The organism is Thalassospira permensis NBRC 106175 (genome assembly GCF_000714555.1).
GTDB classification, from domain to species: domain Bacteria; phylum Pseudomonadota; class Alphaproteobacteria; order Rhodospirillales; family Thalassospiraceae; genus Thalassospira; species Thalassospira xiamenensis.
In genome coordinates, this window is record NZ_AUNC01000022.1 from 23,985 (window position 1) to 49,415 (window position 25,431).

General features: G+C 53.5%; 30 protein-coding genes. 19 read left to right on the top strand and 11 right to left on the bottom strand.

The window, feature by feature from the left end; all coding sequences use genetic code 11:
- Positions 1 to 40 precede the first annotated feature (40 nt).
- From fliP to csrA, 5 genes are all read right to left on the bottom strand, one after another.
- On the bottom strand, positions 41 to 865 hold the full coding sequence (gene fliP, locus SMB34_RS11735; RefSeq protein ID WP_007090585.1) for a flagellar type III secretion system pore protein FliP: 825 nt from the start codon (positions 863 to 865) through the stop codon (positions 41 to 43).
- Positions 862 to 1,239 (bottom strand): FliO/MopB family protein, encoded by a 378-nt coding sequence (locus SMB34_RS11740; protein WP_037990338.1) that lies wholly within the window; start codon positions 1,237 to 1,239, stop codon positions 862 to 864. Before SMB34_RS11740 ends, fliP begins: the two co-directional genes overlap by 4 nt.
- A 149-nt stretch (positions 1,240 to 1,388) precedes the next feature.
- Complete coding sequence (gene fliT / locus SMB34_RS11745) at positions 1,389 to 1,727, bottom strand: flagellar protein FliT (protein WP_037990317.1); 339 nt, start codon at positions 1,725 to 1,727, stop codon at positions 1,389 to 1,391.
- Entirely contained in the window at positions 1,717 to 2,145 is a 429-nt protein-coding gene (locus SMB34_RS11750; protein ID WP_037990319.1) for an EscU/YscU/HrcU family type III secretion system export apparatus switch protein, read from the bottom strand. The genes fliT and SMB34_RS11750 overlap by 11 nt, the downstream gene beginning before the upstream one ends.
- A gap of 267 nt (positions 2,146 to 2,412) precedes the next feature.
- Complete coding sequence (gene csrA, locus SMB34_RS11755) at positions 2,413 to 2,691, bottom strand: carbon storage regulator CsrA (RefSeq protein ID WP_051682268.1); 279 nt, start codon at positions 2,689 to 2,691, stop codon at positions 2,413 to 2,415.
- Positions 2,692 to 2,974: 283 nt separating this feature from the next.
- Here csrA and flgB point away from each other — a divergent pair, with 283 nt between their 5' ends.
- From flgB to SMB34_RS11800, 9 genes are all read left to right on the top strand, one after another.
- Positions 2,975 to 3,373: a flagellar basal body rod protein FlgB gene (gene flgB / locus SMB34_RS11760; RefSeq protein WP_007090580.1), complete on the top strand. Its 399-nt coding sequence runs from the start codon at positions 2,975 to 2,977 to the stop codon at positions 3,371 to 3,373.
- 27 nt (positions 3,374 to 3,400) lie between these two features.
- Positions 3,401 to 3,808, top strand: a complete 408-nt coding sequence (gene flgC, locus SMB34_RS11765; protein ID WP_007090579.1) for a flagellar basal body rod protein FlgC — start codon at positions 3,401 to 3,403, stop codon at positions 3,806 to 3,808.
- Between the two features lie 46 nt (positions 3,809 to 3,854).
- A complete protein-coding gene (gene fliE, locus SMB34_RS11770) occupies positions 3,855 to 4,181 on the top strand; it encodes a flagellar hook-basal body complex protein FliE (RefSeq protein ID WP_007090578.1) in 327 nt (108 codons plus the stop codon).
- A 165-nt stretch (positions 4,182 to 4,346) separates the two neighbouring features.
- Positions 4,347 to 4,616 (top strand): flagellar biosynthesis protein FliQ, encoded by a 270-nt coding sequence (gene fliQ, locus SMB34_RS11775; RefSeq protein ID WP_007090577.1) that lies wholly within the window; start codon positions 4,347 to 4,349, stop codon positions 4,614 to 4,616.
- A 65-nt stretch (positions 4,617 to 4,681) separates the two neighbouring features.
- Positions 4,682 to 5,446, top strand: a complete 765-nt coding sequence (fliR, locus tag SMB34_RS11780) for a flagellar biosynthetic protein FliR (RefSeq protein ID WP_037990320.1) — start codon at positions 4,682 to 4,684, stop codon at positions 5,444 to 5,446.
- Between the two features lie 48 nt (positions 5,447 to 5,494).
- Positions 5,495 to 6,568 (top strand): flagellar biosynthesis protein FlhB, encoded by a 1,074-nt coding sequence (flhB, locus tag SMB34_RS11785; RefSeq protein WP_037990321.1) that lies wholly within the window; start codon positions 5,495 to 5,497, stop codon positions 6,566 to 6,568.
- Between the two features lie 181 nt (positions 6,569 to 6,749).
- Positions 6,750 to 7,580: a class A beta-lactamase gene (bla, locus tag SMB34_RS11790; RefSeq protein WP_205618046.1), complete on the top strand. Its 831-nt coding sequence runs from the start codon at positions 6,750 to 6,752 to the stop codon at positions 7,578 to 7,580.
- A 126-nt stretch (positions 7,581 to 7,706) separates the two neighbouring features.
- Complete coding sequence (locus SMB34_RS11795) at positions 7,707 to 10,340, top strand: hybrid sensor histidine kinase/response regulator (protein ID WP_037990325.1); 2,634 nt, start codon at positions 7,707 to 7,709, stop codon at positions 10,338 to 10,340.
- A 281-nt stretch (positions 10,341 to 10,621) separates the two neighbouring features.
- The gene (locus SMB34_RS11800; protein ID WP_139328248.1) at positions 10,622 to 11,197 is read left to right on the top strand and encodes a type 2 periplasmic-binding domain-containing protein; all 576 of its coding nucleotides are present in this window, start codon (positions 10,622 to 10,624) and stop codon (positions 11,195 to 11,197) included.
- A 22-nt stretch (positions 11,198 to 11,219) separates the two neighbouring features.
- Here SMB34_RS11800 and SMB34_RS11805 read toward each other — a convergent pair whose 3' ends face one another.
- From SMB34_RS11805 to blaOXA, 3 genes are all read right to left on the bottom strand, one after another.
- Positions 11,220 to 12,257, bottom strand: coding sequence for a sodium:calcium antiporter (locus tag SMB34_RS11805; protein ID WP_007090571.1), 1,038 nt, complete (start codon positions 12,255 to 12,257; stop codon positions 11,220 to 11,222).
- A gap of 101 nt (positions 12,258 to 12,358) precedes the next feature.
- Positions 12,359 to 13,132, bottom strand: coding sequence for a PH domain-containing protein (locus SMB34_RS11810; RefSeq protein WP_037990328.1), 774 nt, complete (start codon positions 13,130 to 13,132; stop codon positions 12,359 to 12,361).
- Positions 13,133 to 13,212: 80 nt separating this feature from the next.
- A complete protein-coding gene (gene blaOXA, locus SMB34_RS11815) occupies positions 13,213 to 14,019 on the bottom strand; it encodes a class D beta-lactamase (RefSeq protein ID WP_037990343.1) in 807 nt (268 codons plus the stop codon).
- Between the two features lie 210 nt (positions 14,020 to 14,229).
- Here blaOXA and SMB34_RS11820 point away from each other — a divergent pair, with 210 nt between their 5' ends.
- On the top strand, positions 14,230 to 15,129 hold the full coding sequence (locus SMB34_RS11820; protein ID WP_037990346.1) for a DMT family transporter: 900 nt from the start codon (positions 14,230 to 14,232) through the stop codon (positions 15,127 to 15,129).
- On the opposite strand, the gene SMB34_RS20690 is transcribed toward SMB34_RS11820, so the two are convergent.
- Both SMB34_RS20690 and SMB34_RS11830 read right to left on the bottom strand, forming a co-directional pair.
- Positions 15,115 to 15,651: a hypothetical protein gene (locus tag SMB34_RS20690; RefSeq protein ID WP_007090568.1), complete on the bottom strand. Its 537-nt coding sequence runs from the start codon at positions 15,649 to 15,651 to the stop codon at positions 15,115 to 15,117. The genes SMB34_RS11820 and SMB34_RS20690 overlap by 15 nt on opposite strands.
- A gap of 8 nt (positions 15,652 to 15,659) precedes the next feature.
- Positions 15,660 to 16,451, bottom strand: a complete 792-nt coding sequence (locus SMB34_RS11830) for a DUF4198 domain-containing protein (RefSeq protein ID WP_007090567.1) — start codon at positions 16,449 to 16,451, stop codon at positions 15,660 to 15,662.
- A 97-nt stretch (positions 16,452 to 16,548) separates the two neighbouring features.
- Here SMB34_RS11830 and nikR point away from each other — a divergent pair, with 97 nt between their 5' ends.
- Positions 16,549 to 17,028: a nickel-responsive transcriptional regulator NikR gene (nikR, locus tag SMB34_RS11835; RefSeq protein ID WP_007090566.1), complete on the top strand. Its 480-nt coding sequence runs from the start codon at positions 16,549 to 16,551 to the stop codon at positions 17,026 to 17,028.
- A gap of 279 nt (positions 17,029 to 17,307) precedes the next feature.
- Positions 17,308 to 18,387: a recombinase RecA gene (gene recA, locus SMB34_RS11840; protein ID WP_007090565.1), complete on the top strand. Its 1,080-nt coding sequence runs from the start codon at positions 17,308 to 17,310 to the stop codon at positions 18,385 to 18,387.
- A gap of 123 nt (positions 18,388 to 18,510) precedes the next feature.
- On the opposite strand, the gene SMB34_RS11845 is transcribed toward recA, so the two are convergent.
- Positions 18,511 to 19,449, bottom strand: coding sequence for a helix-turn-helix domain-containing protein (locus SMB34_RS11845; protein WP_051682267.1), 939 nt, complete (start codon positions 19,447 to 19,449; stop codon positions 18,511 to 18,513).
- 216 nt (positions 19,450 to 19,665) lie between these two features.
- Between SMB34_RS11845 and SMB34_RS11850 the strand changes: the two genes are divergently transcribed.
- From SMB34_RS11850 to alaS, 7 genes are all read left to right on the top strand, one after another.
- The gene (locus tag SMB34_RS11850; protein WP_240478818.1) at positions 19,666 to 20,715 is read left to right on the top strand and encodes an alpha/beta hydrolase family protein; all 1,050 of its coding nucleotides are present in this window, start codon (positions 19,666 to 19,668) and stop codon (positions 20,713 to 20,715) included.
- 226 nt (positions 20,716 to 20,941) lie between these two features.
- Complete coding sequence (locus tag SMB34_RS11855; RefSeq protein WP_007090562.1) at positions 20,942 to 21,085, top strand: entericidin A/B family lipoprotein; 144 nt, start codon at positions 20,942 to 20,944, stop codon at positions 21,083 to 21,085.
- Positions 21,086 to 21,177: 92 nt separating this feature from the next.
- Positions 21,178 to 21,354 carry a DUF1328 domain-containing protein gene (locus SMB34_RS20900; RefSeq protein WP_007090561.1) on the top strand — a complete coding sequence of 59 codons (177 nt, stop codon included), beginning with the start codon at positions 21,178 to 21,180 and terminating at the stop codon, positions 21,352 to 21,354.
- A gap of 297 nt (positions 21,355 to 21,651) precedes the next feature.
- The gene (locus tag SMB34_RS11865) at positions 21,652 to 21,792 is read left to right on the top strand and encodes an entericidin A/B family lipoprotein (RefSeq protein ID WP_007090560.1); all 141 of its coding nucleotides are present in this window, start codon (positions 21,652 to 21,654) and stop codon (positions 21,790 to 21,792) included.
- 262 nt (positions 21,793 to 22,054) lie between these two features.
- Complete coding sequence (locus SMB34_RS11870; protein ID WP_007090559.1) at positions 22,055 to 22,198, top strand: hypothetical protein; 144 nt, start codon at positions 22,055 to 22,057, stop codon at positions 22,196 to 22,198.
- Positions 22,199 to 22,228: 30 nt separating this feature from the next.
- A complete protein-coding gene (locus tag SMB34_RS11875) occupies positions 22,229 to 22,534 on the top strand; it encodes an NIPSNAP family protein (protein ID WP_007090558.1) in 306 nt (101 codons plus the stop codon).
- A 179-nt stretch (positions 22,535 to 22,713) separates the two neighbouring features.
- Positions 22,714 to 25,368: an alanine--tRNA ligase gene (gene alaS, locus SMB34_RS11880; protein WP_037990333.1), complete on the top strand. Its 2,655-nt coding sequence runs from the start codon at positions 22,714 to 22,716 to the stop codon at positions 25,366 to 25,368.
- Positions 25,369 to 25,431 lie beyond the last annotated feature (63 nt).

Below are 25,431 nucleotides of genomic sequence, written 5' to 3' on the forward strand. Positions count from 1 at the left end.
TGCAAGGTGGCTTTTATTTTGGTGTTCTCGTAAATGCTGGCTACCCGCCAAAACTTTCGACCAGTGACCCCGATATCAGATACCATCCATCGACCATCACAAAGAATATCAGCTTGAAGGGTAATGAGATGATGACCGGCGGCAGCATCATCATACCCATCGACATCAGGATACTGGCAACCACCATGTCGATGATCAGGAACGGGATAAACAGCAGGAAGCCGATTTCAAACGCACGGCGGAGTTCACTGATCATGAAAGCCGGGATCAGAGCCCGCAGCGGAATGGTTTCTGGTCCGGTGACTTCGACATTTGCAAGATTGACGAACAGTTCAAGGTCGCGGTCGCGGACCTGCGTCATCATGAAGTCATGAACCGGTCGCACCGATCTTTCCATGCCTTCAAATTCGTCGATATCGCCGTTGATCATCGGTTGCAGGCCTTCGTCCCAGACCCGCTCCATCGTTGGCATCATGATGAATAACGTCAGAAACAGCGCCAGACTCACCATGACCTGATTGGGCGGCGATTGCTGAATGCCAAGGGCAGTACGCAGCAGGCTGAGAACCACAACAATCCGGGTAAAGGATGTCACCATCATCAGGATAGCGGGTGCAAGGCTAAGCACCGTGAGCAGACCGATAAGCTGGATCATCCGGCCAGACGACGTTACGCCCGGACCATCCCCAAGGTCGAAATTGAATGTCTGCGCGTGAACGGTATCACCACCAAATCCGATGGCAATCAATGGCACCAGCGACCAGATCGCGATCAGAACCAGCCAGCGCGGCACGTAACCGTTACGCGCTTGATGCTTCTGTTTGGTTCGATCCTGTCGGGAATGCGAAATGAGCGCGATGGTCATGCGGGTTGTTTCCCGTTGGTCTTTGTCGGCGGGGTATCGATTGGTGATGCATCCGGCAGGCCGTCGTCACTGTGAATGCGGATATCGTCGCTGAGAACTTCGGAAAAATGGGTGCCGATATTGCGTTCGATCACGCAATCGCCGGACGGCCCCAGCAGTACCAGATGTTCCGTGTCGTCGCGTTTAAAAAGAACCAGACGTCTTTTTGTATCAACAGGAACGACTTCCACGATGGAAAGTCGGCGTTCCTTGCTGCGGCGGTTGATGTTGCGCGCACCGGGGATAAAACGCCGTGCCACCAGCGCCAAAACCCCGATCATGCCCAGCACAAAAACCAGAGCAGCCACAAATCGGAAATAAGCGCTAAATTCCATCAGGTTACCTTCCCCGCGACGAACCTGTTGCATAGCCCGATTCAGTCAACCGGAACCTGTTCTGTTTACCGTGCACGGCCCCGGCAGGCAAGTCACCATGCAGTTCCGCGATCAGATAGCAAACCACGGAACGGCGGAACTTGTGTTGCTTAGCGGGTGGTGCGGGCAGCATTGGCATAGGCGTTGGTTGCCTGTGCATTGTTGCTAAGACCGCGCAACTGGCGTTGCAGTTCGGAATATTCCTTGTGCATTGTGGTTTCCAGACGCGCGAGATCGTCGGTTAGTGCCGCCAGAAGTGGGGCGACTTCGCGACGCTGTTCGCTGTTCATGGCACGGGCCTGAACGCAAAGATCGGAAATCTTGGTTTCGAGTGTATTGAGTTCGACCACTTTGCCGTCATCAACAAATCGTTGGCTGGCAGTGATCAGAGACAATACCCGTTTGAGATCTTTCTTGAACTGGTCGGGTTTGAATTGTTCAGGGCTCATTTGGATTTTCCCGGTTGAGATCTGCAAAACTGGTTGCCGACACCTGATCGATATTCGATGTTGTCGACCGCTTCTTGGCCGGATCACCGTAAATCCGGTTGATACGGTATATGTAGTTCAGAATTTCGGCGACAGCGGCAAACGCTTCGAGCGGAATTTCGCTGTCGACGTCGACGGCCATCAGAATTTCGGCAAGATCGCTGTCTTTTCGGACTTTGATCCCGTTGGCAAAAGCCAGTTGCAAGATTTGTTCCGCAACACTGCCTTCGCCCTTTGCGCTTAATATCGGGGCGTTATCCCGGCCATGCGCATAGTGTAACGCCACAGCTTTCTGATCGCCGGAACCGGGCGCGGCAAGATTTTCCGTACCAATTTCGCGCGGATCGGTGATGTCGACCTTGGGTCGGTTACCGGTCATTCTTGCCCATCCCGCCAAAATCCAGCGTCTTGATTGACTCTTATTACCTTAGCAAGCTTCGACCATAGCTTGAAGATGGTCAACAAAACGTTGCGCCGATGATCAGCAGGGTAAATGTCGAGGGGCCGTAATGCAAAGGACGCATTGGGGGCTTGTATGCAGAGGGTCAATATCCCGGCTACCTGCCAGGAGGATGACGATAGTGCCTGTCGTATGTCGGTGGTCTTGCTTCCCCGGCTCTTGCCGGTAGATCGCGCGACCGGAAAATCAGTCTTTACCGTCGTCTTTGTCAGCGTCAGGACTGTTTTTCATATTGTCGGCAACCGCATTGGCCACCTGGCCCAACTGATGCACAAGATCCGCACTTGCCGAAGCCGAGCGATTTTCTTCCTGAATGCGATCATAAAGTTCGCGACGCAGGACCTGCACATCCTCGGGAAAGGTGAAGCCCAGCTTCACGGTTTTGCCGCGAACCTCAACGACGGTAACTTCGATGTTGTCGTCAATAACAACGGAGTCGCCAACTTTTCGCGTGAGATAGAGCATGAAATGTCCCGGTTTCGATAGATGGCGAAAGAAGTTCACCAGACGCGACACAATATGCCCGCTTTGTTCGCCGCGGTCCAGTGCCACCAATCATAGCTAAGCCTGACATTGTAATTTAACGATTTTCCGACATTTGGCACGGTATATGCAAAGTAGGTTCCAGCATTGGGCCGGGCGGCAAAAAAAACGCCTTTCTCATAATCTCGGTCTCGATCCGGGCCATGCGTTAACTTCGGCTTTACCGGACCGCCCAATACTGGGGGCGCGATAATAGGAGCAGGCAATGGATATCGGCAAACTCAGCATGTTCGCCAATCTGAAAGAAAAGATGGATTGGCTGACACAGCGTCAGGAAGTCATCGCGCAGAATATTGCCAACTCCGATACGCCGAATTATCGCCCTGACGACCTTAAAAAATTCGACCCGAAAACCGTTGGTCGCGACCGTCAATTCATTCTGGCGATGCAGGCAACCACACCGGGTCACAGCCAGGGGCTGCACAAACCGCAGAACTTCAAGGACGAGGAAGTGCGTAAGAACTATGAAGTGGCACCTGGCAAAAACGCCGTGATCCTTGAAGAACAGATGGTCAAGATGAACGAAAATCAGGTCGATTATCAGACCATGACCAAACTTTATGCCAAGCACAAAACAATGATGATTTCGGCCTTGGGGCGTTAATTGGCAGCGTTGAAGGAATAAGCGATCATGGAACTTTACAAAGCTTTTAAAATTTCCGCTGCCGGCATGCGCGCACAGGGTACCCGCCTTCGTATCGCTGCTGAAAACGTTGCCAACGCCGACAGTCTGCCGACTGCACAGGGGCAGGACCCGTACCGCCGCAAGCTGCTGACTTTCAAGAATGTCATGGATCGCGAAGTTGGCGTCGAACTGGTCAAGGTCAATAAAGTCATGACGGACAAGTCCGATTTTGGTATGAAATACGAACCAAGCCATCCGGCCGCCAACGATCAGGGCTATGTGCAGACCCCGAATGTTGAAACACTGGTCGAAATGATGGATTTGCGCGAAGCACAGAGAAGCTATGAAGCCAACCTCAATGTGATACAGTCTTCGCGTAGCATGTTGCTCAAGACCCTTGATATTCTGCAGTAGTTTAAAAATATCTGGTCTGCAAACGCCGCTTTAAGGATACGAACCGATGGTTGCCAGTTTTAACGATGCCATTTCTGCCTACCGGAACGCTGCAAGCGGCAAAACCGCAAGTGTCGCCGAACGTGTTGGCGGTAACGGTCAGACGGTCAATCCGGGGGAAAGTTTTGCCGACATGGTCAAAGGGGCGGCAATTGATGCCCGCGCAACCATGATGAACAGCGAACAGATGACCCAGAAAGCAATCGTTGGCGATGCAGAACTGCATGAAGTGGTCACCGCTGTGTCGGCGGCCGAAGTCACGCTGCGTACCGTGGTCAGTGTCCGTGACAAGGCAGTCGAAGCTTATCAAAGCGTATTGAGCATGCCGATCTGACGGTGATTGAATTGTCGGATGGATGCCTGGGACAAGCCGCACGATTTTCGTGCGGTTTTTTGTTTTCGGGGCGATCAAATTGAAATTGCAGGAAATCATGGCCCATCACCGGCCTTATCCTGTATGAATGGTGTAACGTGACGGAAGACGAGGCAGGAAGACCCTATGGATCAAGCGGAAATCATGGACGTGGCCTATGATGCCGTATGGACGTTGATCAAGGTGACGACTCCGTTGATGCTCATCGCGTTGGGGGTCGGTCTGATCATTGCTCTTTTTCAGGCTTTAACCCAGATTCAAGAGATGACACTGACTTTCGTTCCTAAGATTCTGGTTATTTTTATCGCTTTACTGGTGCTTCTGCCTTTCATGATGACCGAGCTGACGGAGTTTATGGGGCGAATGGTCGACCATTTTATTGGTTTGCCTAATTAGGAAGGCACTGTTTTCCTTGCAGAAGTTGTTTCGTCGTATGGCGATGTGGTGACGAAAGCTGTCGCATGAATCTCGACGATTTTTTGAGCTTGAATGTCTATGTGGTCCTGATGAGTTTCGCCAGGATTGGCTCGGCTTTCGCCCTTATGCCTGGAATCGGCTCCAGAATGGTTCCCGCGCGTGCCCGGCTTTTATTCGCTTTTTGGGTGTCAGTCCTGATCTCGCCTTTGTCTTCACCGCTGATTCCAGCGCAGCCTGCGGATGCGTTGACGACATTCGTCTATCTAGTTCACGAAATCACGATCGGGCTGTTTTTTGCCCTGTTTGCACAGGTTATGATGGCAAGCTTGCAGATAGCGGGCTCAATTATTGCCTATACATCATCTCTTGCGAGTGCTTTTACCAACGATCCGATTTCGGGGGCTCAAAGTGCGGTTACCGGCAATTTTGTTACTCAAATTGGCTTGGTTTTGCTGTTCGCAACCGGAATGGATCATTTGATGATCCAGGCAATCTTTGAGAGTTACTCTCTTTTCCCACCCGGCGGAGTGTTGCCTGCTGGTGATATGAGTGAATTTTTTGCGCGTGCAATTAACGAAAGTTTTTTGATCGCGATTAAGCTCTCTTCGCCGTTTCTTTTGGTTTCTATCGTGTTTCAGATCGCACTCGGACTGCTCAATAAATTAATGCCGCAATTGCCCGTGTTTTTCGTCGCCATGCCAGCACAAATTTTATTAGGGTTTTTGTTGTTTGCTCTGGCTTTGCCTACCATGATGATGGTGTTTCTTAATTATTATGAAAACGGATTGGAAAGTTTTGTAAATCCGTAATTCTTTGCCTCTGTTCAACAACAGGGTGGCTAAAGTCAAGGACCTGAGATGGCCGAAGACGACGACGACAGTCAAAAAACAGAAGACCCCACAAGTAAAAAGCTTGAAGACGCCCGAAAGAAAGGCCAAGTCCCCGTATCGAAGGAAGTGGGGAGCTTCATGCTTTTATTTGGTGGCGGTCTCGTCATGCTGATGGTCGCTCCTGGTATGGCAGAAACAATTCGCGATATGGCGGTTGCCTATATTGCTCACCCTCATCTGATGGATGTTAGCAATGCTGGAATACCCGCTTTATTCAGGCAAATTTTGACTGGCATGTTTTACATACTGGCGTTGCCGTTTCTGCTACTGGTTTGTTTCGCTGCTGCAGGGCATCTCTTGCAAAATGGTCTGGTTATTGCCGTAGACCGCATTGCACCAAAGCCTGAGAAACTCAATCCGTTAAAAGGCCTGAAAAACCTCTTCTCGATGAAGAGCATGGTCGAGTTCGCAAAAAATATACTCAAAATCGCCTTGGTCGGGGCGGTATTGGGATTGGTTATCTTTCCCGAGCTAATGGATATCGAACTCTACCCGCAAATCCCGATCGAATTACTTTTGCAACGGCTTTACGACATGATCGTCATTCTGATGATCGCGGCCATTTCATTGACAGCGGTGATTGCCGGGCTGGATTTTGCCTATCAGCGGTACGAATTCAATAAACAGATGAAGATGTCCAAGCAGGAGATCAAGGACGAATATAAACAGACTGAGGGCAGCCCGGAAATCAAGGCCAAGGTCCGCCAGATCAGGATGCAGCGCGCCCAGCAACGCATGATGCAGAACGTTCCGACCGCCGACGTCGTGATCACCAACCCGACCCACTATGCCGTGGCGCTTAAATACGACATCAATGCGATGGAAGCTCCGATGTGTGTGGCCAAAGGTCAGGACAATATCGCGCTTAAAATCCGTGAAGTAGCCGAAGAAAACAACGTGACCATTATGGAAAACCCGCCAGTTGCGCGTGCCCTGTTTGCAACAGTGGAAGTCGATCAGGAAATCCCGCCGGAACATTACAAGGCGGTGGCCGAAATCATCTCGTTCGTTTTCCGCCAGCGTGGCAAGAAGCTGGGCTGACTGCGCGACCTCCTGCCAATCGCAAATTCGGCCTTTCGACATTATTGCGCCAAAATTCAGCCGTTAATCCCGGTGACAAGCAGCCTGCCTCGTTATCTGTTTGTTTCTGTTTCCGGGAAGTCGACAAAACATGCCTGCCTTTAAAAGTGCCGTTCTGGCAACTGCTGCCATTCTATTTTTTATGGTTCCGTTTGGGATATCAATGGCTGCATCGGCCAATGATCGACTGTTGGATGCCATTCACACGGTTGAAACCCGACTTGATGCGCGGGTTGGTGTCAGTATTCTGAATGTTGAAAACGGACGGGAATGGCAATATCGCGCCGATGAACGTTTTCCGTTAACCAGTACCTTCAAGCTGCTTGCCTGTGCGGCGGTGCTGCATAAGGTAGACCGTGAAAGCGAAACGCTGGATCGCCGGATTACTTACCGCTCAGATGATCTGGTCACTTATTCCCCGATTACCGAAAAGCATGTTGATAGCGGGATGACGATTGGGGAGCTGTGCGAAGCCGCATTGCATCTGAGCGATAATACAGCGGCGAACCTTGTTCTGGATGTGCTGGGTGGGCCAGATGTGCTGACGGCTTATTTGCGTGATATCGGTGACGATGTGACGCGCCTTGATCGGATCGAACCCGATTTGAATGCTGCAACACCTGGCGATGCGCGCGATACGACCACACCGAACGCCATGCGTGCCACGCTTACCTATTTGTTGCTTGGTGATGCACTGTCTCTGGAATCCAGACAGATTTTGGAAGATTGGTTGACGGGAAATCAGGTTGGTGGTCCGTTGCTAAGGGCCGGTTTACCCGATGATTGGAAAATTGCGGACCGTACTGGTGCGGGGGGCTTCGGATCGCGTGCGATTGTTGCTGTGATCTGGCCGCCGGAACGAAAACCAGTGATTGTTGCGATCTATATCACGCATACTTCCGCCTCAATGGAGGAGCGGAACGCTGCGATTGCCGATCTGGGGCAGGAAATTGCCGCTGCGATCATGCGCTAGGGCGCGATCCCACGCAGGGTGCATGATGCGTTCCAGCTAATGTAAAACTTGCCGGTAGCCAGTCAGGCCAATAGCAGCTAAAAGTATAGAGCAATATTGTAAGTTATTGGCGTTAAAGGCGGTCGCGTGCTGTTTCGGGGAATTATCCTTGCTGTAAGTGTCGCATTTGTCGCTTTTGTTTATGTCCTGTTACAGGTCATGGCAAAGGCTGGTCTTGATGCGCGTATCATGTGGATCATTGGGTCCATGGTCACTGGGGTGGCGATCGTCGCGGTGGCCGCCCTTTCCCTGTCTGCGCGCTGGCGATCATCAGCTGATCATGATCTCGCCCCGCTGTTAAGTGGCCTGTCGCATTCCGATATTGGTGTTGCCCTGATTGATGCCTATGGTCGCACGCTTTATGCCAACCCCGCGTTCCCCCGCAAGCTTGGTATTGAACCGGGCGAAGACATGCTTGCCGCCCTTGAGGCACGGTTAAGTTATCTGGACGTCGGCAGTTCCGAGCTGGCCGATTTGCGGACACGTGCAATGCGGGGGGAAGCGGGCGAGATTTATGTCGATTTTTCGCAAGCCAAAAAGCGTGAACAGCTTGCGCTTGCTGCACCTTCCGACACCGCGGCAGATGATGCCGAACGAAACAGTGACACCGCGGTCGACGATGCTTCGGCAGAAAACATTGTTGAAGAAGCCTATGATGCGGGTACGGTCTGCCTTCGGATTTCGGTAACAGCAGCAAATGCGCGCGCCGGTCAGATGCTCTGGACCGTTGACGGTATCGATCCATCTGCGATGCCCGAAGCAGGACGTTCGCTTGTCGTTGCCGAACAGTCTGCTGCCTTTGGCGCGTTTGTGACGGGTTCCGACGATGAGATGACGGTCGGCGGGGTGGCTTCGCGGATGGCAGATGGTGCCGGAAGCGAGCAGGCTGATCAGATGATTGAGCGCCTGCCTGTGGGGGTTTGCGGTCTTGATGAAGAAGGTCGTATTCTTTACCTGAACCGGCGTCTGGCAAACTGGTTGGGCGGTGAACCGCAAGATTTTGCCAGTGGTACGCTGGAACTGGCGGACCTTATCGTCGGCGATGGCATGAATGGCGAAGTCAAGCTTAAGGTCAAAGGTGGCGAGCCGATCAAATGCTTTGTCACTCATTCGATCAATGCGCCCGGCACCGGTCCGATTCGAAGCCAGGCCGTCGTATTCCCCGATCCGATGCCAGCCCATGAATGGGAACATGCCCTTGCCGAAACCGAGCGTCGGGTGCGCTGGTTCTTTGATGACAGTCCGCTTTCGATTGTTCTGGCTGATATGTCGGGCACGGTTACCGACGCCAACCGTGCCTTTATCGAAACGGCGGGTCAACGTCATGAACGGGTGATTGGTCGTTCCATTCTTGAACTGATCCTGCCGGAAGACCGCGACGAGGTCGCGCGCTATCTGTCCAAGGCCGTCATGGGCATGGGCAAAGGCGGCCAGATCGAGGCTCGCTTGCAAGGCTCGCGCGGCGTTGCCGCGCAGATTTACCTGCAACGTGTGGCCGGACGGTCGGGTGAAGCCGGTGCGCTTCTGCTGAACTTCCTTGATACGACCGAACAAAAGAACCTTGAGGAACAATTTGCCCAGTCGCAGAAAATGCAGGCGGTCGGGCAGCTTGCGGGTGGGGTTGCGCATGATTTCAATAACCTGCTGACTGCGATGATCGGCTTCTGCGATCTGCTGTTGTCGCGCCACGGGCCGGGTGACCCAAGCTTCGCCGACATCATGCAGATCAAACAGAACGCCAATCGTGCCGCCAATCTTGTCCGGCAGCTTCTGGCGTTTTCGCGCCGTCAGACATTGCAGCCCAAAATCATCAATATCACCGATGCGCTGGCGGAAATGTCGAACCTGCTGCGCCGCTTGATTGGTGAGAAGATCGATCTGAAGGTCAGCCATGGTCGCGATATCGGTTTGGTGAAGGTTGATCCGGGGCAGCTTGATCAGGTGATCATCAATCTGGTTGTCAATGCGCGCGATGCCATGGCAGCCAATGGCGGGACCCTGACGGTTCAGACCGGCACCGAGATTGTTGACGAAGCCCGCAACACAGGCACCGAACTGATCCCGCCGGGGGATTATATTCGGATCGAGGTTTCCGATACCGGTATCGGCATTCCCAAGGATAACCTGACGCGTATTTTCGAACCCTTCTTTTCGACCAAGCAGCGGGGCGAGGGCACAGGCCTTGGTCTGTCGACCGTTTACGGGATCGTCAAACAGACCGGTGGTTTCGTGGCCGTCCAGTCCGAGCCCGGTGTCGGCACGACCTTTACGATCTATCTTCCGCATTACGAGGCGACCGAAGAAGAACTGGCCGAAACCCGTGCGGTGGCCGAAGAAGCCCCCTCACGCGATCTGACCGGTACCGGCGCGATCCTTCTGGTTGAAGACGAGGACGCGGTGCGGACATTCGGTGCGCGTGCGCTTCGCGGCAAAGGCTATGACGTGCTTGAAGCCAATAATGGCGATAACGCGCTTGAAGTTCTGGCGAAAACCGATAAGACCATCGATCTGGTTATTTCCGATGTGGTGATGCCAGGTATTGATGGCCCGACCCTGATCCGTATGTTGCGCGAAAAACGCCCGGATTTACGCGTGATCTTTATTTCGGGCTATGCCGAAGATACCTATCGCGACGAACTTGACGAAGAAAACGGCGTGCATTTCCTGCCCAAGCCCTTCTCGCTGAAGGAGCTTGCGACCAAGGTCAAGGAAGTGCTTTAAGAAGCCAGACTCGTTCTCATAAGCTGGCTGCGGATTCTGCCCCCAATGTTGATTGTCAAAATTGTTTGCTGTTCGGATCATGTGTCCCGTCACGGACCGGGGACGATGAATTAATGTGTCCTCGCAATATCGGCCTTTGCACGTTTTGCCATGAATTCGGCAAGCATGCGACTTTCCGTATGTCTGGCCTGACAGTTTTGGTTCTGGTTTCGATCCTGAGCCTTTCAACATTAACCCGCGCCAGTGAAAAGTGCCTGTTTATTGCCATGCCCGAAGTCCGGATGACCGGGGACGGCATCGAGCCATATCGTTCTGCCATGCAACAGGGAGGGCTATGCGTCAAACCTGTGCGCATGCCCCTTGCAAGGGTTGCTCAGGCATTGTCCCATGGCGAAATCGACGGTGTTTTTGCCGAGCTTGAGGGATTTCAGCAAAATGTTGACCGGCCGATCCTAAGGGGAAATATACGTGTTGGTTTGGTGGACGGAATGCTGGTTGTACCGTCGGGAAAGATATCGGGAATTGACGATTTAAAGGATGAAACCGTTGGTGTTTGGCTGGGGGCGAAGTGGTCTAACGCACTTTTGGCTGATTATCCCAATGTCGTGCATGTTCCGCGCGGTCCCGAAATGATGCAGAAGATGCTGCAATACGGGCGATTGGATGCAATTCTGCTTGATAACTATTCGTTGTCGGTCACCGGCGGTGTCCCCGACGGATTTCAGGCTGTTCCTGTCATGAGCCTTTCAGTTTACAGCTGGCTTGCTGCGGACCATGCCGATTTGCTCCCAGCTTTTGATAGGGGCACGGAACTGTTTTTACAGACGATCATCGAGTGGCGCCAAAAGGGACAATAACCTGCGGACGGTATCCGTTGGCCTATCCCGAAAGATAAAATATCGACATGCCATAAAGGCACAGGATTGAAACGCTTTCCCAGCCGATATTGGCAATTCCCCTGCGTTCGCGGTTAAGCATGCCCAACAGAAGGATGCCGGTCATCAGAATGACAAGGGCGATGGTGAACAGGTGCTGCTGGTTGAAGGCTGCGTAAATCGATCCGTCGCGATAAGCAAAGTCTGATGCCGCCAGAAACAGAACATCAAACGCATTGCCGCCGATAATATCCCCGACTGCCAGATTGACAGCCCCCATACGGACAGCCGCAATTGCCGAAACAAGTTCGGGAAGTGATGTAGCTATCGCAGTCAGGAAAGTACCCACGGCGGTTTCGCTGATGCCGGTTTTCTCGACGATTGCCAGTCCGCTTTCACCAATAGTGTAACCCGCGATTGCTGTTATCGCGGCAAAGCTCAGAAACTCCGTCCAAAGGCGAAGTGTGCTTTCGGGATGGTAGTCTGCATCGTCTTCCTTGGCGTCCTCGTCGGTCAGGTCGGTCCTGCGAGGTCGCCACATCGGTTGATGGCGGATTTCGGCAAGCAATGACAGGCCAAAGCCATACAGAATGAACAACAGGATCGATACCGGGTGGATGTGAAGCACCATCCAGTCCGGTCCGCCATAGGCCAGAAGCGGCAGGGCAAGCATACTGACCAGAAGGGTCGCCTGCGCCAGTCCCGTGGCGCTGGCGGCGGCATGTTCCAGATTGCCCTTGCGATACAGAAAATCAGCGATTGCCAGAAAGGTCGTCTGGGCCGCAATGCCACCCAGCGCATTGCCGATGGCAAGATCGGTGTGTCCTTGCCACGCCGTCGTTACCGAAAGCACACTTCCGGGCAGGCTGGTCGACATGCCGACAAAAACAGCACCGGCTATGATTTGTCCCATGCCGGTCCGTTCGGCGAGTTTGAGGGCAACCGTTGCCAACCGAGTTCCGGCGAAGCCGATCACCACTGCACAGATTGAAAACAGTCCGATAATGGACCAAAGCGGAAGGGTTGCAATTGCAGGCAGCATCAAAACGTCTTTTGTTCGGATCTGGCCGCATTTGCATCGGGGCGGCTTTACCTGAACTTTAAGACGCGTCGGGTGCTGTCATGTTCCATGATTGTGTAAAGTTAAAACACTTCGTCTTCCGGGCGTGCCAGCGGTTTGTTTTCTGAGTGTTCTATCGCTTCTTCGCGGGCGCGATGCGTGATGTCAATCGGCTCGCCCTGACGGTTATCGGGGCGAACGCGTCCAAAGAAATCGGAAAGTTCCTTGGCAACGGTTTCCGGTGACGTGACCTGACGCAGTGTAAAGCTGTGCCCCAGCCGGTCGGTAACATGCAGATCGCCATAATCAAAGATATTGCCGATTACACTTTTGTTGATCTGGGTGCTTTTGATCGACTCAAATCCTCGGTCATCCTGATCCTTGCGCAACACACCGCTTCGCGTGACGATGCGGTTGTTGGTGATAACGCGTTCAAAGAAAAACAGATCGCGAATAGCGGTCAGGGGTAAAAGGATGCTGTCGCGTGCCGCGCGCGTTGAGACGCCAAGGGCCCGTTTCAACAGCTTCCAGATAATCGAAATCAGCGCGATGATCACCCCAAACAGGGCAATCGAAAAAACGAATTCATATTCTTCCCAGACCCGGTCAAGTGCAGCAAAGGCTTCAGGACCGGTCAGAAGGGCGCGTGCCTGCGGCATCAGGAAATCGTAAATTGCTCGCCAGTGATAGGATGCGTAAATCAGAACAGCAATCCAGATGATCTTGATGATACCGGGGACAAGGATCGAAACCGGTGAAATCGGCAGATCCATGATGACCACCTCGCCATCATGCAGATGACGGCGAATGCCCTTAAACGGTTTGCTTTCCGCGGTGGTCTCATTTTTCCGGCTCATGCAGTCTTTCCTGTTTTATGCCAATCGGTCCAACATAGGCCGCGATCCGCAATTGGCAAGATACAGAAGGATTTACCCCCTCAAAAGGCACCATCTGTTGCAAAATATTCGGCCAAAAACGTATCGCGCGCACCAAAGCCGGGCGATTTTGCCGGGCGCGTGCTGTCATGGGTCAATCTGGCAAAGGCGATGGTCTGGCTGCCGCGTGTTGCCCAGCCAACGAACCAGCCCCAGGGTTGCCCGTTTATCGGGCTGCCATCGGCATTTTGCGACAGGCCTGCGCCGGTTTTGCCAAATACATGCCAGCCATTTGCCTGAACACCGATGTCAAACAGTCCCATTGCAATTTCCCGGGCCTGTTTGCTGACGGGCAGTTCGCCCCGGATCATTTTTGAAATGAATTCAACCTGTTCGGCAGGCGAGATTTGCAAGGAAGAGCTTAGCCATGATCGCGTCAGGCCGTTCTGTTTTCCGGCATCCCCGGATACATCGGCATTTCCGTAATCAAAGGATGTGACATAGTTGCGAAACCTTGCCTCTCCCAGTCTGATATTGATCTGTTGCGAATACCAGACGACGGATTGTTCGATCCAGTATTGCGGATCCGTATCCCCGCGCCATGCGGCGCGCCAGTCGGGATAGCCTTCCTTGAACGACCATACGGGATGATGGGCATCCTTAAGGATGCCACTATCAAATCCCATCAGACTGATGGCGATCTTGAAGGTCGAGGCCGCCGTCGCGCGGGCTGCGCATTGGCCTTCTTCGACGATGGTCCTGCCGGTTTTTGCATCCGATATCAGGGTGCAGACCGTTGTGGTTTCCGCCTTGGCAATCATCGGGGTGAATAGCACAGCAAGAAGCAAAATCAGGCCGGTATGTTTCAAAACGTGATCCTTGATCAACGGTGAAAACCCGAAGCGTAGGGGGGGAATGTTGAAAGTACATTTAATCCGGTAAGGGTCTTTGATCGGGCTTTGTTTGCCATTGGAAATTCAGATTGCCAAACCCCGATAAAGCGGGTTTATGTTCCCAAACCGGTTGCGCCACAATCCGGTTCCAAAGCTTATATGACAACGTCCAAGCAAGAGCCCCGCATGATCCCGTTTTTCGGTGAAGCAGCCGCCTTTACTGCCGCGATGGCCTGGGCGACGTCGAGCATGATTTTCTCCAATATTGGCGGAAAGGTCGGCGCACAGACGGTCAATCGCGGGCGTCTGGCGTGTTCAATTACCTGTCTGACGGTGCTGCATTGGATACTGGAAGGCCAGCCCTGGCCGAATGCGGTTACGTGGGAACAGCTTGGCTGGTTGTCACTGTCGTCGGTTCTTGGCCTTGTGATTGGCGATGCCATGCTGTTTCAGGCCTTTGTGACCCTGGGGGCGCGGTTATCGATGCTGATGATGTCGACTGTGCCGATTATGGGGGCTGTGTTGGGCTGGGTTCTGTTTGACGAAGTCCTCAGCCTTCAGGAAATGTCGGGTATTGCGCTTGGCATTGGCGGCATTCTTTTGGTCATCATGATGAAAAAGGGGCGTCCTGTCGGGTTGGAAGGACGCAATTATCTGGTTGGTATCCTGTTTGGACTTGGCGGTGCCATTGGTCAGGTCGCGAATCTGGTGACGGCGAAATATGCACTGATCAGCGGTTATTCTGCGCTGTCGGCCACATGGATCAGAACCTTTGTCGCGGTTGTGATTATGGGGGGAATTGCGATTGCCATGGGGCGTGCTCGGCGCACGATTGTGGCGTGCAGCGCACCTGATGTCGGGCGGTGGCTGTTTCTGGGGGCTTTTATCGGCCCGGCGCTTGGCGTGTGGCTTTCGATGGTGGCGGTTCAGAATGCCAATGTCGGTATCGCATCAACGCTGATGGCGTTGCCACCGGTTTTGCTGATTGTCTATGAAGGTGTGGTTCTGCGCCGCCCCGTTGGCCTGCAGGCTATCGTCGGGACCTGCATGGCCTTTGGGGGTGTTGCGCTTTTATTCCTGCATTAAGTGCGATTTTCTCTGCCTTTTGATCCTGGTGATCCAGCCCGGCAGAAAGGCAAGATTGGTTATCAGGCTGAAACCGAACAGGATTGCAGCCCAGACCGGCAGGTCAAGCAAGGCGCTGTTTCCCTGCAATCCGGGGGTTGGGGCCGAGGATTGTGTTCCCGATGGCGGTATTTTTTCCGATGAATGGATCAGGACAACCTGATGACCCATGCCGTCTGATACCATTATTTTCCAATGCGCATCGGTATCATCTTCAGGGCGTAATGCCGGAACCGCGACGGCAAGGCGTCCGTCACGATCAGTTCTTCCTTTTTGCCAGGTTTTCCCGTCCGGTGACGTCACCATGGCTTCGGCAAATATCATTGGTGTGCCATCTGTATAGCCGAACTGATAGATGGTGGCGGTCCGGTTCTGGTCAATCTGCCATCCCGCCCCGTGGGCAATCGCCGGGAACGATCCTGCACAAAGCAGGATCGCGCAGGCAATTGCCGGGATCATCAAACGTCCAAACGATTGCAGCATGTGGCGGCCTATTGGCTGGCATCGAAAGTCAGGGTTGCCCGCAGGTTATGTACCCGGACAGATGCATCTGAGTCCGGGACATCGGCCGCAACCCGAACTATCCAAAGACCCGGTTTCGTAATCCGGATTTTGGCAATCCCGCTGACACGATCATCGCTGAAAGTTTCGGTATAATAGGCATAAGACGATGGCGTGTCGGTAAATCCGGCATAGGTTGCCAGGACACTGGTCGAATAAGGTTGCCCGTCCAGCAGGATTTGAGCCGCAACGTCTTGGCCGATTGCCGTCACGCGCGGATCGGAAAGCGGCACGATTTCAAGTTTGTGCCCCAGAGGGGAAGAAATGAAATCCGCGTTTTGGGAGCCTCCAGTCAGGTTTTTGGAAAATTTTTCAAATCGGGATGACGCAACCGCATCGGGATGTGCGTCCGGCCCGCCTTCTTTCCAGCCATCGGGCGTTTGTGACCAGATTACCGGCAGGCGATGTCCGACAAGCCATGCGGGTTCTTCTTTGGAAAGGGTGAATGTGCCAGTCAGATTGGGGGCATCCGCATTTTCAGTGACATCAAGTTCGGTGGTGGCCGAGGGGGTGATCAATTGTGCACGGACATGCTTTGGCGCTTCGGCTTCTTCCGGAGTGCCGAAAACATGGGTCGAATCGAGGATGAAGGCAGCAGTGTCCTTGCCATTCGCGGGGGTGGTTTTGCTGCTGGCGACAAATTCATGGGCCGCTGCGCCAAAGCCGATCAGGCACCCCAGTGCGGCAATTGCAAGCGGGGTTGTGAACTTTGATTGAAACATCTGCTATCCTTTGGGAGATTAGGGAAGTTGAAAGGCGGTATGAACTTTTCAAAAATGTTCATACTAGTCAAGCTGATGATTCTGAAAGGGAATTCGTATGACCCGCGTGACCGTATCAATCGAAGACGATTTGATGGAGGCGTTCGATGCTTTCCTTGAGCATCGCGGCTACACCAACCGGTCAGAAGGTTTTCGTGACCTGATCCGGGAAAAGCTCCAGAATACCAAGCTCGACGAAGACACCGGCGGCGTTGGCATAGCGGTTCTGAATTATGTCTATGATCATGAAGAACGTATGCTGGCATCACGGCTGATGAGTGCGCAGCACGAACATCATGACCTGACCGTTTCGACCGTGCATTTCCATATTGATCACGATACGTGCCTTGAAAGCGTGACCTTGCGCGGCAAGCTTTCCGATATTCGCAAATTCGCCGATCAGGTTCTGGCACAACCTGGCGTGCGCCATGGGCAGCTTTATTCGGTTCCGGGTGAATTGCATGTCGAAACCCATCATCACGGCGATGACGATCATGGACATGCACATCGGCACGAACATCTGAAAATCACGACCTGAACCGGGCTTCTCCGAATTGTTTTAAAAATCCCGGCACAAGCCCGGCGACAATTTTATTTATCCGGGTTTGAATTCTTATCCACCAGAATGAGAACAAACTTGCAACATCCATTTTTTTGTGCGAGTGTTCACATTATGTTCTCAATGCGTTTGCCGGAAAATGGTTGGCGTGATGTCAGTTATCCGGCGGGGCACCTAGCGGTGGCGTTCCGCATTTAGGACCGGGGAACCGCCTGCGTTGCATCCTACCCGGCCCTGTGGAATAAGAGAGTTCGAAAAATGATTCAGACCGCGCTGCATTTGGTGGATAAAGATACGATGGATAAGCAGAAGGCACTCGAAGCCGCCCTTGGGCAGATCGAACGCGCATTTGGCAAGGGCTCGATCATGAAGCTCGGCCAGCGCGATAGTGCGGTGGATATTTCAGCCATTTCGACCGGGTCGCTTGGGCTTGATATCGGGCTCGGGATTGGCGGCCTGCCGCGTGGCCGTATCGTCGAAATTTACGGGCCGGAAAGCTCGGGTAAAACCACACTGGCTTTGCACACCATTGCGGAGGCCCAGAAACTTGGCGGGACCTGTGCCTTTGTCGATGCCGAACATGCGCTTGATCCGGGTTATGCCCGCAAGCTCGGGGTGAATACCGACGAACTCCTGATTTCGCAGCCTGATGCGGGTGAACAGGCGCTTGAAATCGCCGATACGCTGGTGCGTTCCGGTGCGATTGATGTGCTGGTCGTCGATTCGGTTGCCGCCCTTGTGCCACGTGCCGAACTTGAAGGCGAAATGGGTGACACCCACGTCGGCCTGCAGGCCCGCCTGATGAGCCAGGCATTGCGTAAACTGACCAGCTCGGTCTCGCGTTCGAACTGCATGGTCATCTTCATCAACCAGATCCGTATGAAGATCGGTGTGATGTTTGGCAGCCCGGAAACGACCACGGGTGGTAATGCGCTTAAATTCTATGCGTCTGTTCGTCTTGATATTCGCCGGATCGGTCAGATCAAGGACCGTGACGAAGTCGTTGGCAACCAGACCCGTGTGAAGGTCGTCAAAAACAAGATGGCTCCGCCGTTCAAGCAGGTCGAATTCGACATCATGTATGGCGAAGGCATTTCCAAGATGGGTGAAATCCTTGATCTTGGTGTCAAGGCGGGCATCGTTGAAAAATCCGGTTCCTGGTTCTCGTATAATTCGACCCGTATCGGTCAGGGCCGCGAGAATGCCAAAACCTTCCTGCGTGAAAATCAGGAAATGACCGCCGAAATCGAACGCAGCATCCGCGAAAGTGCAGGTCTGATCGCCGAGGCGATGACCAGCATGAGCGAAGATGAACCGTCAAACGATGACGACGCGTAATTAAAAGCGGACTGAATAATCAAACGGGCGCTTTGGGCGCCCGTTTTTGTGTCTGATCCGTTTTGTTGGCAGCGTGTGTAACGCAGGCCAACATGGATTTCGCGATATGGCGCGAAGCGGGAGTCAGGGGTGCTGTGCTTCCTGTTGCCATTGGCTGGGCGTTTTGCCCGTTATCCTTAAGAATTCCCGATTGAAATTCGACTTGGTGTTAAAGCCGCTTGTCAGCATGGTCGTTGTGACAGTCTCGCCCTTGTCCAGTTCGCGGCAAGCATGTTCAATCCGGTATTTGTTGATGAAGCGCGAGACATTTTCACCGGTCGTGGCGTTGATCGCGGTCGAAATCTGTTTCAGCGGGACGCCCATACGTCGGGATATGTGTGCAAGCGTCAGATCCGGGTCAAGATAAAGCTGTTCGCGTATCTGCAAATCTTCAAGCTGGGCCATTATGGTCCGATGTTCCGGGGTGCTGGGTGTTGTCCGCACGTGATCGGAAGGCTGATTTTGTTCCCCTGATTGGACATCCGCATCAACATCAATTGCAATGTCGGGCGACAGAGACAGAAAGCCGATGGTCAAGAGAGCCAGGGATGATGTGATGCTCAGGATCAGGCCGACAATCTGATCGTTTCCATCGATCTTGGCGACGATGATCAGCATGTCGCTGATGGCCGACGCGATCAGGGCGAAGGCGATGAAGCGCCAAACCAGTGCCGGGATATGGCCCGCGGTCAGAGGCATATGGGCAAAATCACCGCCCTGACGATGAAGCATCACCAGAATTGCCGCCCCGTATCCGACAAAAAGGCTGCAAAGCACAACATCAATGATTGCCGGTAAAAGAAACACGCATAGGGCGACGATCGCTGGTACCGAGAAATGCACCCAATCCCGTATTTGCAGGCGCGCACGAAGACTTGCTTCCAGAAAGGCCATCCAGGCCAGAGCCGGGATAATGGATGCGGTGATGGGTTGAAGCCATCGCAGGCTGGCAAAGCCATAATACTGAACAATTCCGACCAGAATGCTTTGTCCGGCTGCAGTAAGCAGCAGCGCAATAAGCATCCTGGGTGTTCTTCCGCCCACAACCGCGCGGACAAAGAGAAAGCCTAAAACCAGTGCAACTATAATTGGGACGGGGAGGACAAGCATCGGACAGTCAGTTCCCGACAAAAGGTATCAAAACCGGTTTTGGGACGTTCACAAACCCGTTTGAGGACGCAGGAAATCCTGTTTTGGGCAAAAACGTTCCGGCACGCTTAACTTAGGACAAGGATCCTGATGATGAAACCGATATATCTTGCCGTCGCCTTCTTTCTGGCCGCGGGCCCGAAGACATCGCCTGTCTTAGCGGAACCGCAAACCGATTATGCCGGATATGACCGTTTTGATGTGCGCGCAGCCCATCGTTCCATGCCAATCGCGGCCTCGGTCTGGTATCCGGCAGATACCTTTATCTATCGTGCGCCGGTCGGCCGCAATATCATCTGGAAGGGAACAGATGCGTATGTCGGTGCGGCAATTGCGCCGGGGCAACATCCGCTGGTTCTTCTTTCCCATGGCTCGGGCGGCAATATGGATGGACTTGGCTGGCTGTCCTCGCAACTGGCGTTGCGTGGGGCGATTGTTGTTGCGGTCAACCATCCCGGTACGACATCGGGGGATTCGTCACCGCGACGTACACCGCTTATCGGCGAACGTGCCGCAGATATCAGTGCCACCCTTGATCAGGTCCTCTCCAATACGGCTTTTGCTCCTTACATCGATCATCAGAATATTTCCGCGATCGGGTTTTCATTGGGGGGTACGACGGTTTTAAACCTTGCGGGGGTACGGTTTGATCAAACGCTTTATGCGCAATATTGCGACAAATTCGGCAATGCGGCCCAGGATTGCGATTTTTTGCGCAAAGGGGGTGTTGATCCTGATCATCTTCCTGATGACTTTGTTGCTTCCAGCCGGGACGACCGGATTGTCCGCTCTGTCGCGATAGAGCCAGGCATGGGGTTTGCCGCGACACAAACCAGCCTGGCGGAGGTAACTTCTGCCATGCTCTTTATCGGCCTTGGCGAGGAAAACAAATGGGTGGCTGCTGATTTTGGGCCGAACGGCAGTAATCTGGTCGCGCGGATCAAAAATGCATCTTCAGCAACGTTTGCGCCAGCATATCATTTGACGTTTCTTGGCGAATGTATGCCTAGGGCTGCCGAGATACTTAAAGAAGAAGGCAGCGAGCCAATCTGCTCCGACCCTCCCGGTACGGATCGCGCCCAGATTCATCAAAAGATTGTTTCGGCGATTGCGGAATTCCTTAACTTGTCCGGTTCCTGAGCGGAGAATAAAGCTTAGGAAATGGTAAAAGAGGGCCTGAAACGTCCTCTTTATCAATTTGCCCAAAAATGATCACGATTGGCTACAACCCGCAAAAATAAAGGCATTTGATCTGCCTTAATTGCGTCAGATCAGCAGCTTGGCAGTAGCGCAAGGAACTTTTTCTTTCCGGCTCCGTTATGGATGGTGTGAAGAAAATCACGTCGAGCAAACAGGAGAAACTGAAATGTCCGACTTTTTGAAAAAGATTTTCGCCGTTGCGATGATTTCTGGCATGGGCCTTGGCCTTGCCGCTTGTGAAACCGCCGAAGGGTTTGGCCAGGATATGGAAAATGCCGGTGAAGCCATCCAGGATGAAGCCAGCGAGTAAGGCATCATCGCGGATTTTTCGTTCGCTGACGGGACTTTTGGATCAACTCCATCACCCGCAAGCAGCTAAAGCCTAAATAAGGAGATAACATCATGTTGGGTTGGGCAGTCTTTTGTCTCATTCTGGCGCTTGTCGCCGCCGTCCTTGGTTTTGGCGGTTTGGCAGGGACGTTTGTCGGGATCGCCAAGATCCTGTTCTTCGTCTTCCTCGTCCTGTTCGTGGTTTCGCTTCTGGTCAACGCGCTGCGTGGCCGCCGCCCGCCGGTCTGACAAAGTACGCTAACGCTTTTTGATCCGGGTTTTAGCCAACCACAGCACCGTAACCCGAGACGAACACGACAAACTGTTAAAACAGGGCTTTCATGAACGCCCTGTTTTTTTGCGTTTTACTGATCTGAATTATGGTCGAACCGGTATCTTGGGCGTTTAATGTTTGCTGCTCAAAAACGGTCCTGATTTTGGCGATGGCCTGATTAACCGCCCGAAAAACCCTGCTTCTTTCTGGCAGTTCACGCAGCACCGTGTTGATCGATTGATCCCGTTTGTTTGAGCAAACAGGAGAAGACCATGTCTGACATCTGCAAGAAGATTTTTGCGATTGCCCTGATATCATTTATCGGATTTGGCATTGCGGCGTGCGAGACGGCAAACGGCTTTGGCCGTGATGTCGAGGATGCCGGAGAAGCGATCCAGAAAGGGACCGACTAGGAGCAGGTTGATCTACTGCGCGGTCGCGGTCTGACGATCTGATCGTCGTCAAAACACATGATGCGGGTAAATGGGAACGGGTATGTAAATGCATGCCCGTTTTTTGTTTGGCATTTGAATTCACGCTGAAGGAAAGAGTTGCCAGCAGCACGTGACCCCGACAAGATAGCGACTGATTTCGGAAGCCACATGCCTTGCGTCAGAAGCAGGCCGCGGCCGCCTTCAAAATCAACATGTCGTTAAAGGCAGGAGCATTCAAACAATGGCTATTCTTGTAAAACGTATTCTGGCACTGGCCCTGATTGCGGGCTTTGGCATGTCGCTTGCGGCGTGTGAAACTGCCGCCGGATTTGGTCGCGATGTTGAAAAACTGGGCGAACAGATTCAGGAAGGCGTCGAAAAGTAACCCATCCTCAAGTTCCGGAAAGTTCCCGCCGTGATCACCTGCTATCTGAAATACGTTATCGACATGCATAAAATCCCTGAGTTCGAGGATTATGCCCGTCGCTGGATTCCCATCGTCAATCGGATGGGCGGGACGCATCACGGCTATTTCCTGCCGCATGAAGGCGCCAGCAGCATCGCCTATGCCCTGTTCAGTTTCCCGAGCCTTGCGGCATACGAAGATTACCGCAATCGCATGGCCGATGATGACGAATGTGTTGCAACACTCGAACTTGAAAAACGCAACCGCAGCATCATCAGTTACGAACGCAGTTTCATGCGCCCGGTTCTTGATTAGGTCGGCATATCTGATCAGGGCGTTGTGGCGTGCCGGTGCGGTGCCGGATGCATAAATCGTCACTTAAACACCGCAAAGCCTTTCCCCGACTGGACAGCACAGGGCCGAGCCGCTAAATAGGGCAGTCGCGCCGTAGGTTTGCGGCAGCGATTGTTCCGCGTTTTCCGGGTTGGAGAGAGATGCAGACCGTTAACGATATCCGCACCACGTTTCTGGAATTCTTCCGCAAGAACGGCCACGAGGTCGTGTCTTCCAGCCCGCTGGTACCGCGTAATGACCCGACCCTGATGTTCACCAACGCAGGGATGGTCCAGTTCAAGAATGTTTTCACAGGTCAGGAACAGCGCGATTATTCACGCGCGACCACCTCGCAGAAATGCGTGCGTGCCGGTGGCAAGCATAACGATCTTGAAAATGTCGGTCATACCGCCCGTCACCACACCTTCTTTGAGATGCTCGGCAACTTTTCGTTTGGCGACTATTTCAAGGAAAACGCGATTGAATTCGCCTGGAACCTTATCACTAGGGAATACGGCCTCCCGGCAGACAAGCTGCTGGTCACCGTCTATCACACCGATGACGAGGCCCATGGTCTTTGGAAAAAGATCGCCGGTCTTACTGATGACCGTATCATTCGTATTCCGACCTCGGATAACTTCTGGTCGATGGGCGATACTGGTCCGTGCGGCCCTTGTTCGGAAATCTTCTTTGACCATGGCGACAAAATCTGGGGCGGTCCTCCGGGCAGTGCCGACGAAGACGGCGACCGGTTCATCGAAATCTGGAACCTCGTCTTCATGCAGTACGAGCAGATGGCGAATGGCGAACGCGTCAATCTGCCAAAGCCGTCGATTGATACCGGCATGGGCCTTGAACGTATTGCCGCCGTCCTTCAGGGCAAGCACGATAACTATGATATAGACCTGATGCGGGCCCTGATCGAAGCATCGGCGGATGCCACCAGCACCGATCCCGATGGTCCGCATAATGTGTCGCACCGCGTGGTTGCCGACCATCTGCGCTCGACCAGCTTCCTGATTGCCGATGGCGTTCTGCCGTCCAATGCGGGTCGTGGTAACGTTCTGCGTCGTATCATGCGCCGCGCCATGCGCCATCTGCACATGATCGGCACGCAAGACCCCGTGATGTATAAACTGGTCCCGGCACTGGTGCGCAAAATGGGCGGTGCCTTCCCGGAACTGGTTCGGGCGCAGGCATTGATTGAAGAAACCCTGAAGCTTGAAGAGCAGGGCTTTAAAACCATGCTTGATCGCGGTCTCAAGATGCTTGACGACGCGACCGATGGCATGACCGAGGGCGCGACCCTTTCGGGCGATGTGGCGTTTAAGCTTTATGATACTTACGGCTTCCCGCTTGATCTGACGGCTGATGCGCTTAAACCGCGCAAGATCGGCATTGATGAAAGCGGTTTTACCTCGGCTATGGAAGAACAGAAAGCCAAGGCCCGTGCCGCATGGTCGGGTTCGGGCGAAGCTGCAACCGAGGAAGTCTGGTTTGACATCAATGACCGTGATGGCGCGACCGAATTCTTGGGCTATGAAACCGAAAATGCCGAGGGCGTTGTCACGGCTCTGATCAAGGATGGTGCGGAAACCAAAACCGCGACCAAGGGCGATGAGGTTGCCATCGTTGCCAACCAAACCCCGTTCTTCGGGGAATCCGGTGGTCAGCAGGGCGATGCCGGCGTGATCAAAACCGAGAAGGGTGCCGTGATTGAAATCACCGACACCCAGAAGAAACTCGGTGCGCTTCATGTGCATCTGGGCAAGGTTGTCGAAGGTGATGTTTCGGTTGGCGATGCCGCTGAATTCCGCGTCGATCATACCCGCCGTTCGTCCTTGCGCGCCAACCATTCGGCAACGCACCTTCTGCACGCGGTGATGCGCAAGCATCTGGGTGATCACGTCACCCAGAAAGGATCGCTGGTTGCCAAGGATCGTCTGCGTTTCGACGTATCGCACCCCAAACCGATCACCGCCGAAGAAGCCGCTATAATCGAATTCGACGTCAACCGTCTGATCCGCGAAAACAGTGAAGTCACCACCCGTCTGATGACCCCGGACGAGGCGATTGAACTGGGGGCGATGGCGCTGTTTGGCGAAAAATACGGTGATGAAGTCCGCGTTGTTTCGATGGGCCTGCCCGAAGCGAACGAACATGCCTATTCGCTTGAACTTTGCGGTGGTACGCATGTCAAACGGACCGGCGATATCGGTATGTTCAAGATCGTATCCGAAGGTGCGGTTTCAAGCGGTGTCCGCCGTATCGAAGCCCTGACTGGTTCGGATGCCGCAAGCTATATGGCGGCCCGTGATCAGCTTCTGCAAACAATTTCGGCCGATCTCAAAGCCGTTCCCGAAGATGTTCCGGCACGTGTCAAAGCCTTGCAGGATGAACGCCGCAAGCTTGAACGCGAAGTTTCCGACCTGCGCAAGAAACTGGCAACAGCCGGTTCGGGCGGGACATCGGGTGCTGACGCGTTCAAGGAAGTCAATGGTGTCAAATTGGCCCTGCGTGTTCTGGACGGTATTCCGGCCAAGGAACTCAAGGGCATGGTTGATGAATTGCGCGATCAGATGGGATCGGGGATTGTTGCCCTTATCTCGACCGATGGCGGCAAGGCATCAATCGTTGTCGGCCTGACCGAAGACCTCGCCGGTAAATTCAGTGCGGTTGATCTGGTCCGTGTCGGTGTCGAAAAGCTTGGCGGCAAGGGGGGCGGTGGCCGCCCGGATATGGCACAGGGCGGTGGCCCCGACGCCGATCAGGCCGACGCGGCACTTGCCGCGATTGAGGCAACGGTTGCTGGCTGATATTAAGTGTTTTCATTATCTTTCTATCGTCTGAGCGACAAAAAGGGCCCCGATCGGGGCCCT

Coding starts and splice junctions, on each gene's coding strand:
- fliP (WP_007090585.1), bottom strand. CDS start 865: ATGACCATCGCGCTCATTTCGCATTCCCGACAGGATCGAACCAAACAG.
- SMB34_RS11740 (WP_037990338.1), bottom strand. CDS start 1,239: ATGGAATTTAGCGCTTATTTCCGATTTGTGGCTGCTCTGGTTTTTGTG.
- fliT (WP_037990317.1), bottom strand. CDS start 1,727: ATGAGCCCTGAACAATTCAAACCCGACCAGTTCAAGAAAGATCTCAAA.
- SMB34_RS11750 (WP_037990319.1), bottom strand. CDS start 2,145: ATGACCGGTAACCGACCCAAGGTCGACATCACCGATCCGCGCGAAATT.
- csrA (WP_051682268.1), bottom strand. CDS start 2,691: ATGCTCTATCTCACGCGAAAAGTTGGCGACTCCGTTGTTATTGACGAC.
- flgB (WP_007090580.1), top strand. CDS start 2,975: ATGGATATCGGCAAACTCAGCATGTTCGCCAATCTGAAAGAAAAGATG.
- flgC (WP_007090579.1), top strand. CDS start 3,401: ATGGAACTTTACAAAGCTTTTAAAATTTCCGCTGCCGGCATGCGCGCA.
- fliE (WP_007090578.1), top strand. CDS start 3,855: ATGGTTGCCAGTTTTAACGATGCCATTTCTGCCTACCGGAACGCTGCA.
- fliQ (WP_007090577.1), top strand. CDS start 4,347: ATGGATCAAGCGGAAATCATGGACGTGGCCTATGATGCCGTATGGACG.
- fliR (WP_037990320.1), top strand. CDS start 4,682: ATGAATCTCGACGATTTTTTGAGCTTGAATGTCTATGTGGTCCTGATG.
- flhB (WP_037990321.1), top strand. CDS start 5,495: ATGGCCGAAGACGACGACGACAGTCAAAAAACAGAAGACCCCACAAGT.
- bla (WP_205618046.1), top strand. CDS start 6,750: ATGGTTCCGTTTGGGATATCAATGGCTGCATCGGCCAATGATCGACTG.
- SMB34_RS11800 (WP_139328248.1), top strand. CDS start 10,622: ATGACCGGGGACGGCATCGAGCCATATCGTTCTGCCATGCAACAGGGA.
- SMB34_RS11805 (WP_007090571.1), bottom strand. CDS start 12,257: ATGCTGCCTGCAATTGCAACCCTTCCGCTTTGGTCCATTATCGGACTG.
- SMB34_RS11810 (WP_037990328.1), bottom strand. CDS start 13,132: ATGAGCCGGAAAAATGAGACCACCGCGGAAAGCAAACCGTTTAAGGGC.
- SMB34_RS11820 (WP_037990346.1), top strand. CDS start 14,230: ATGATCCCGTTTTTCGGTGAAGCAGCCGCCTTTACTGCCGCGATGGCC.
- SMB34_RS20690 (WP_007090568.1), bottom strand. CDS start 15,651: ATGCTGCAATCGTTTGGACGTTTGATGATCCCGGCAATTGCCTGCGCG.
- SMB34_RS11830 (WP_007090567.1), bottom strand. CDS start 16,451: ATGTTTCAATCAAAGTTCACAACCCCGCTTGCAATTGCCGCACTGGGG.
- nikR (WP_007090566.1), top strand. CDS start 16,549: ATGACCCGCGTGACCGTATCAATCGAAGACGATTTGATGGAGGCGTTC.
- recA (WP_007090565.1), top strand. CDS start 17,308: ATGATTCAGACCGCGCTGCATTTGGTGGATAAAGATACGATGGATAAG.
- SMB34_RS11845 (WP_051682267.1), bottom strand. CDS start 19,449: ATGCTTATTGCGCTGCTGCTTACTGCAGCCGGACAAAGCATTCTGGTC.
- SMB34_RS11850 (WP_240478818.1), top strand. CDS start 19,666: ATGATGAAACCGATATATCTTGCCGTCGCCTTCTTTCTGGCCGCGGGC.
- SMB34_RS11855 (WP_007090562.1), top strand. CDS start 20,942: ATGTCCGACTTTTTGAAAAAGATTTTCGCCGTTGCGATGATTTCTGGC.
- SMB34_RS20900 (WP_007090561.1), top strand. CDS start 21,178: ATGTTGGGTTGGGCAGTCTTTTGTCTCATTCTGGCGCTTGTCGCCGCC.
- SMB34_RS11865 (WP_007090560.1), top strand. CDS start 21,652: ATGTCTGACATCTGCAAGAAGATTTTTGCGATTGCCCTGATATCATTT.
- SMB34_RS11870 (WP_007090559.1), top strand. CDS start 22,055: ATGGCTATTCTTGTAAAACGTATTCTGGCACTGGCCCTGATTGCGGGC.
- alaS (WP_037990333.1), top strand. CDS start 22,714: ATGCAGACCGTTAACGATATCCGCACCACGTTTCTGGAATTCTTCCGC.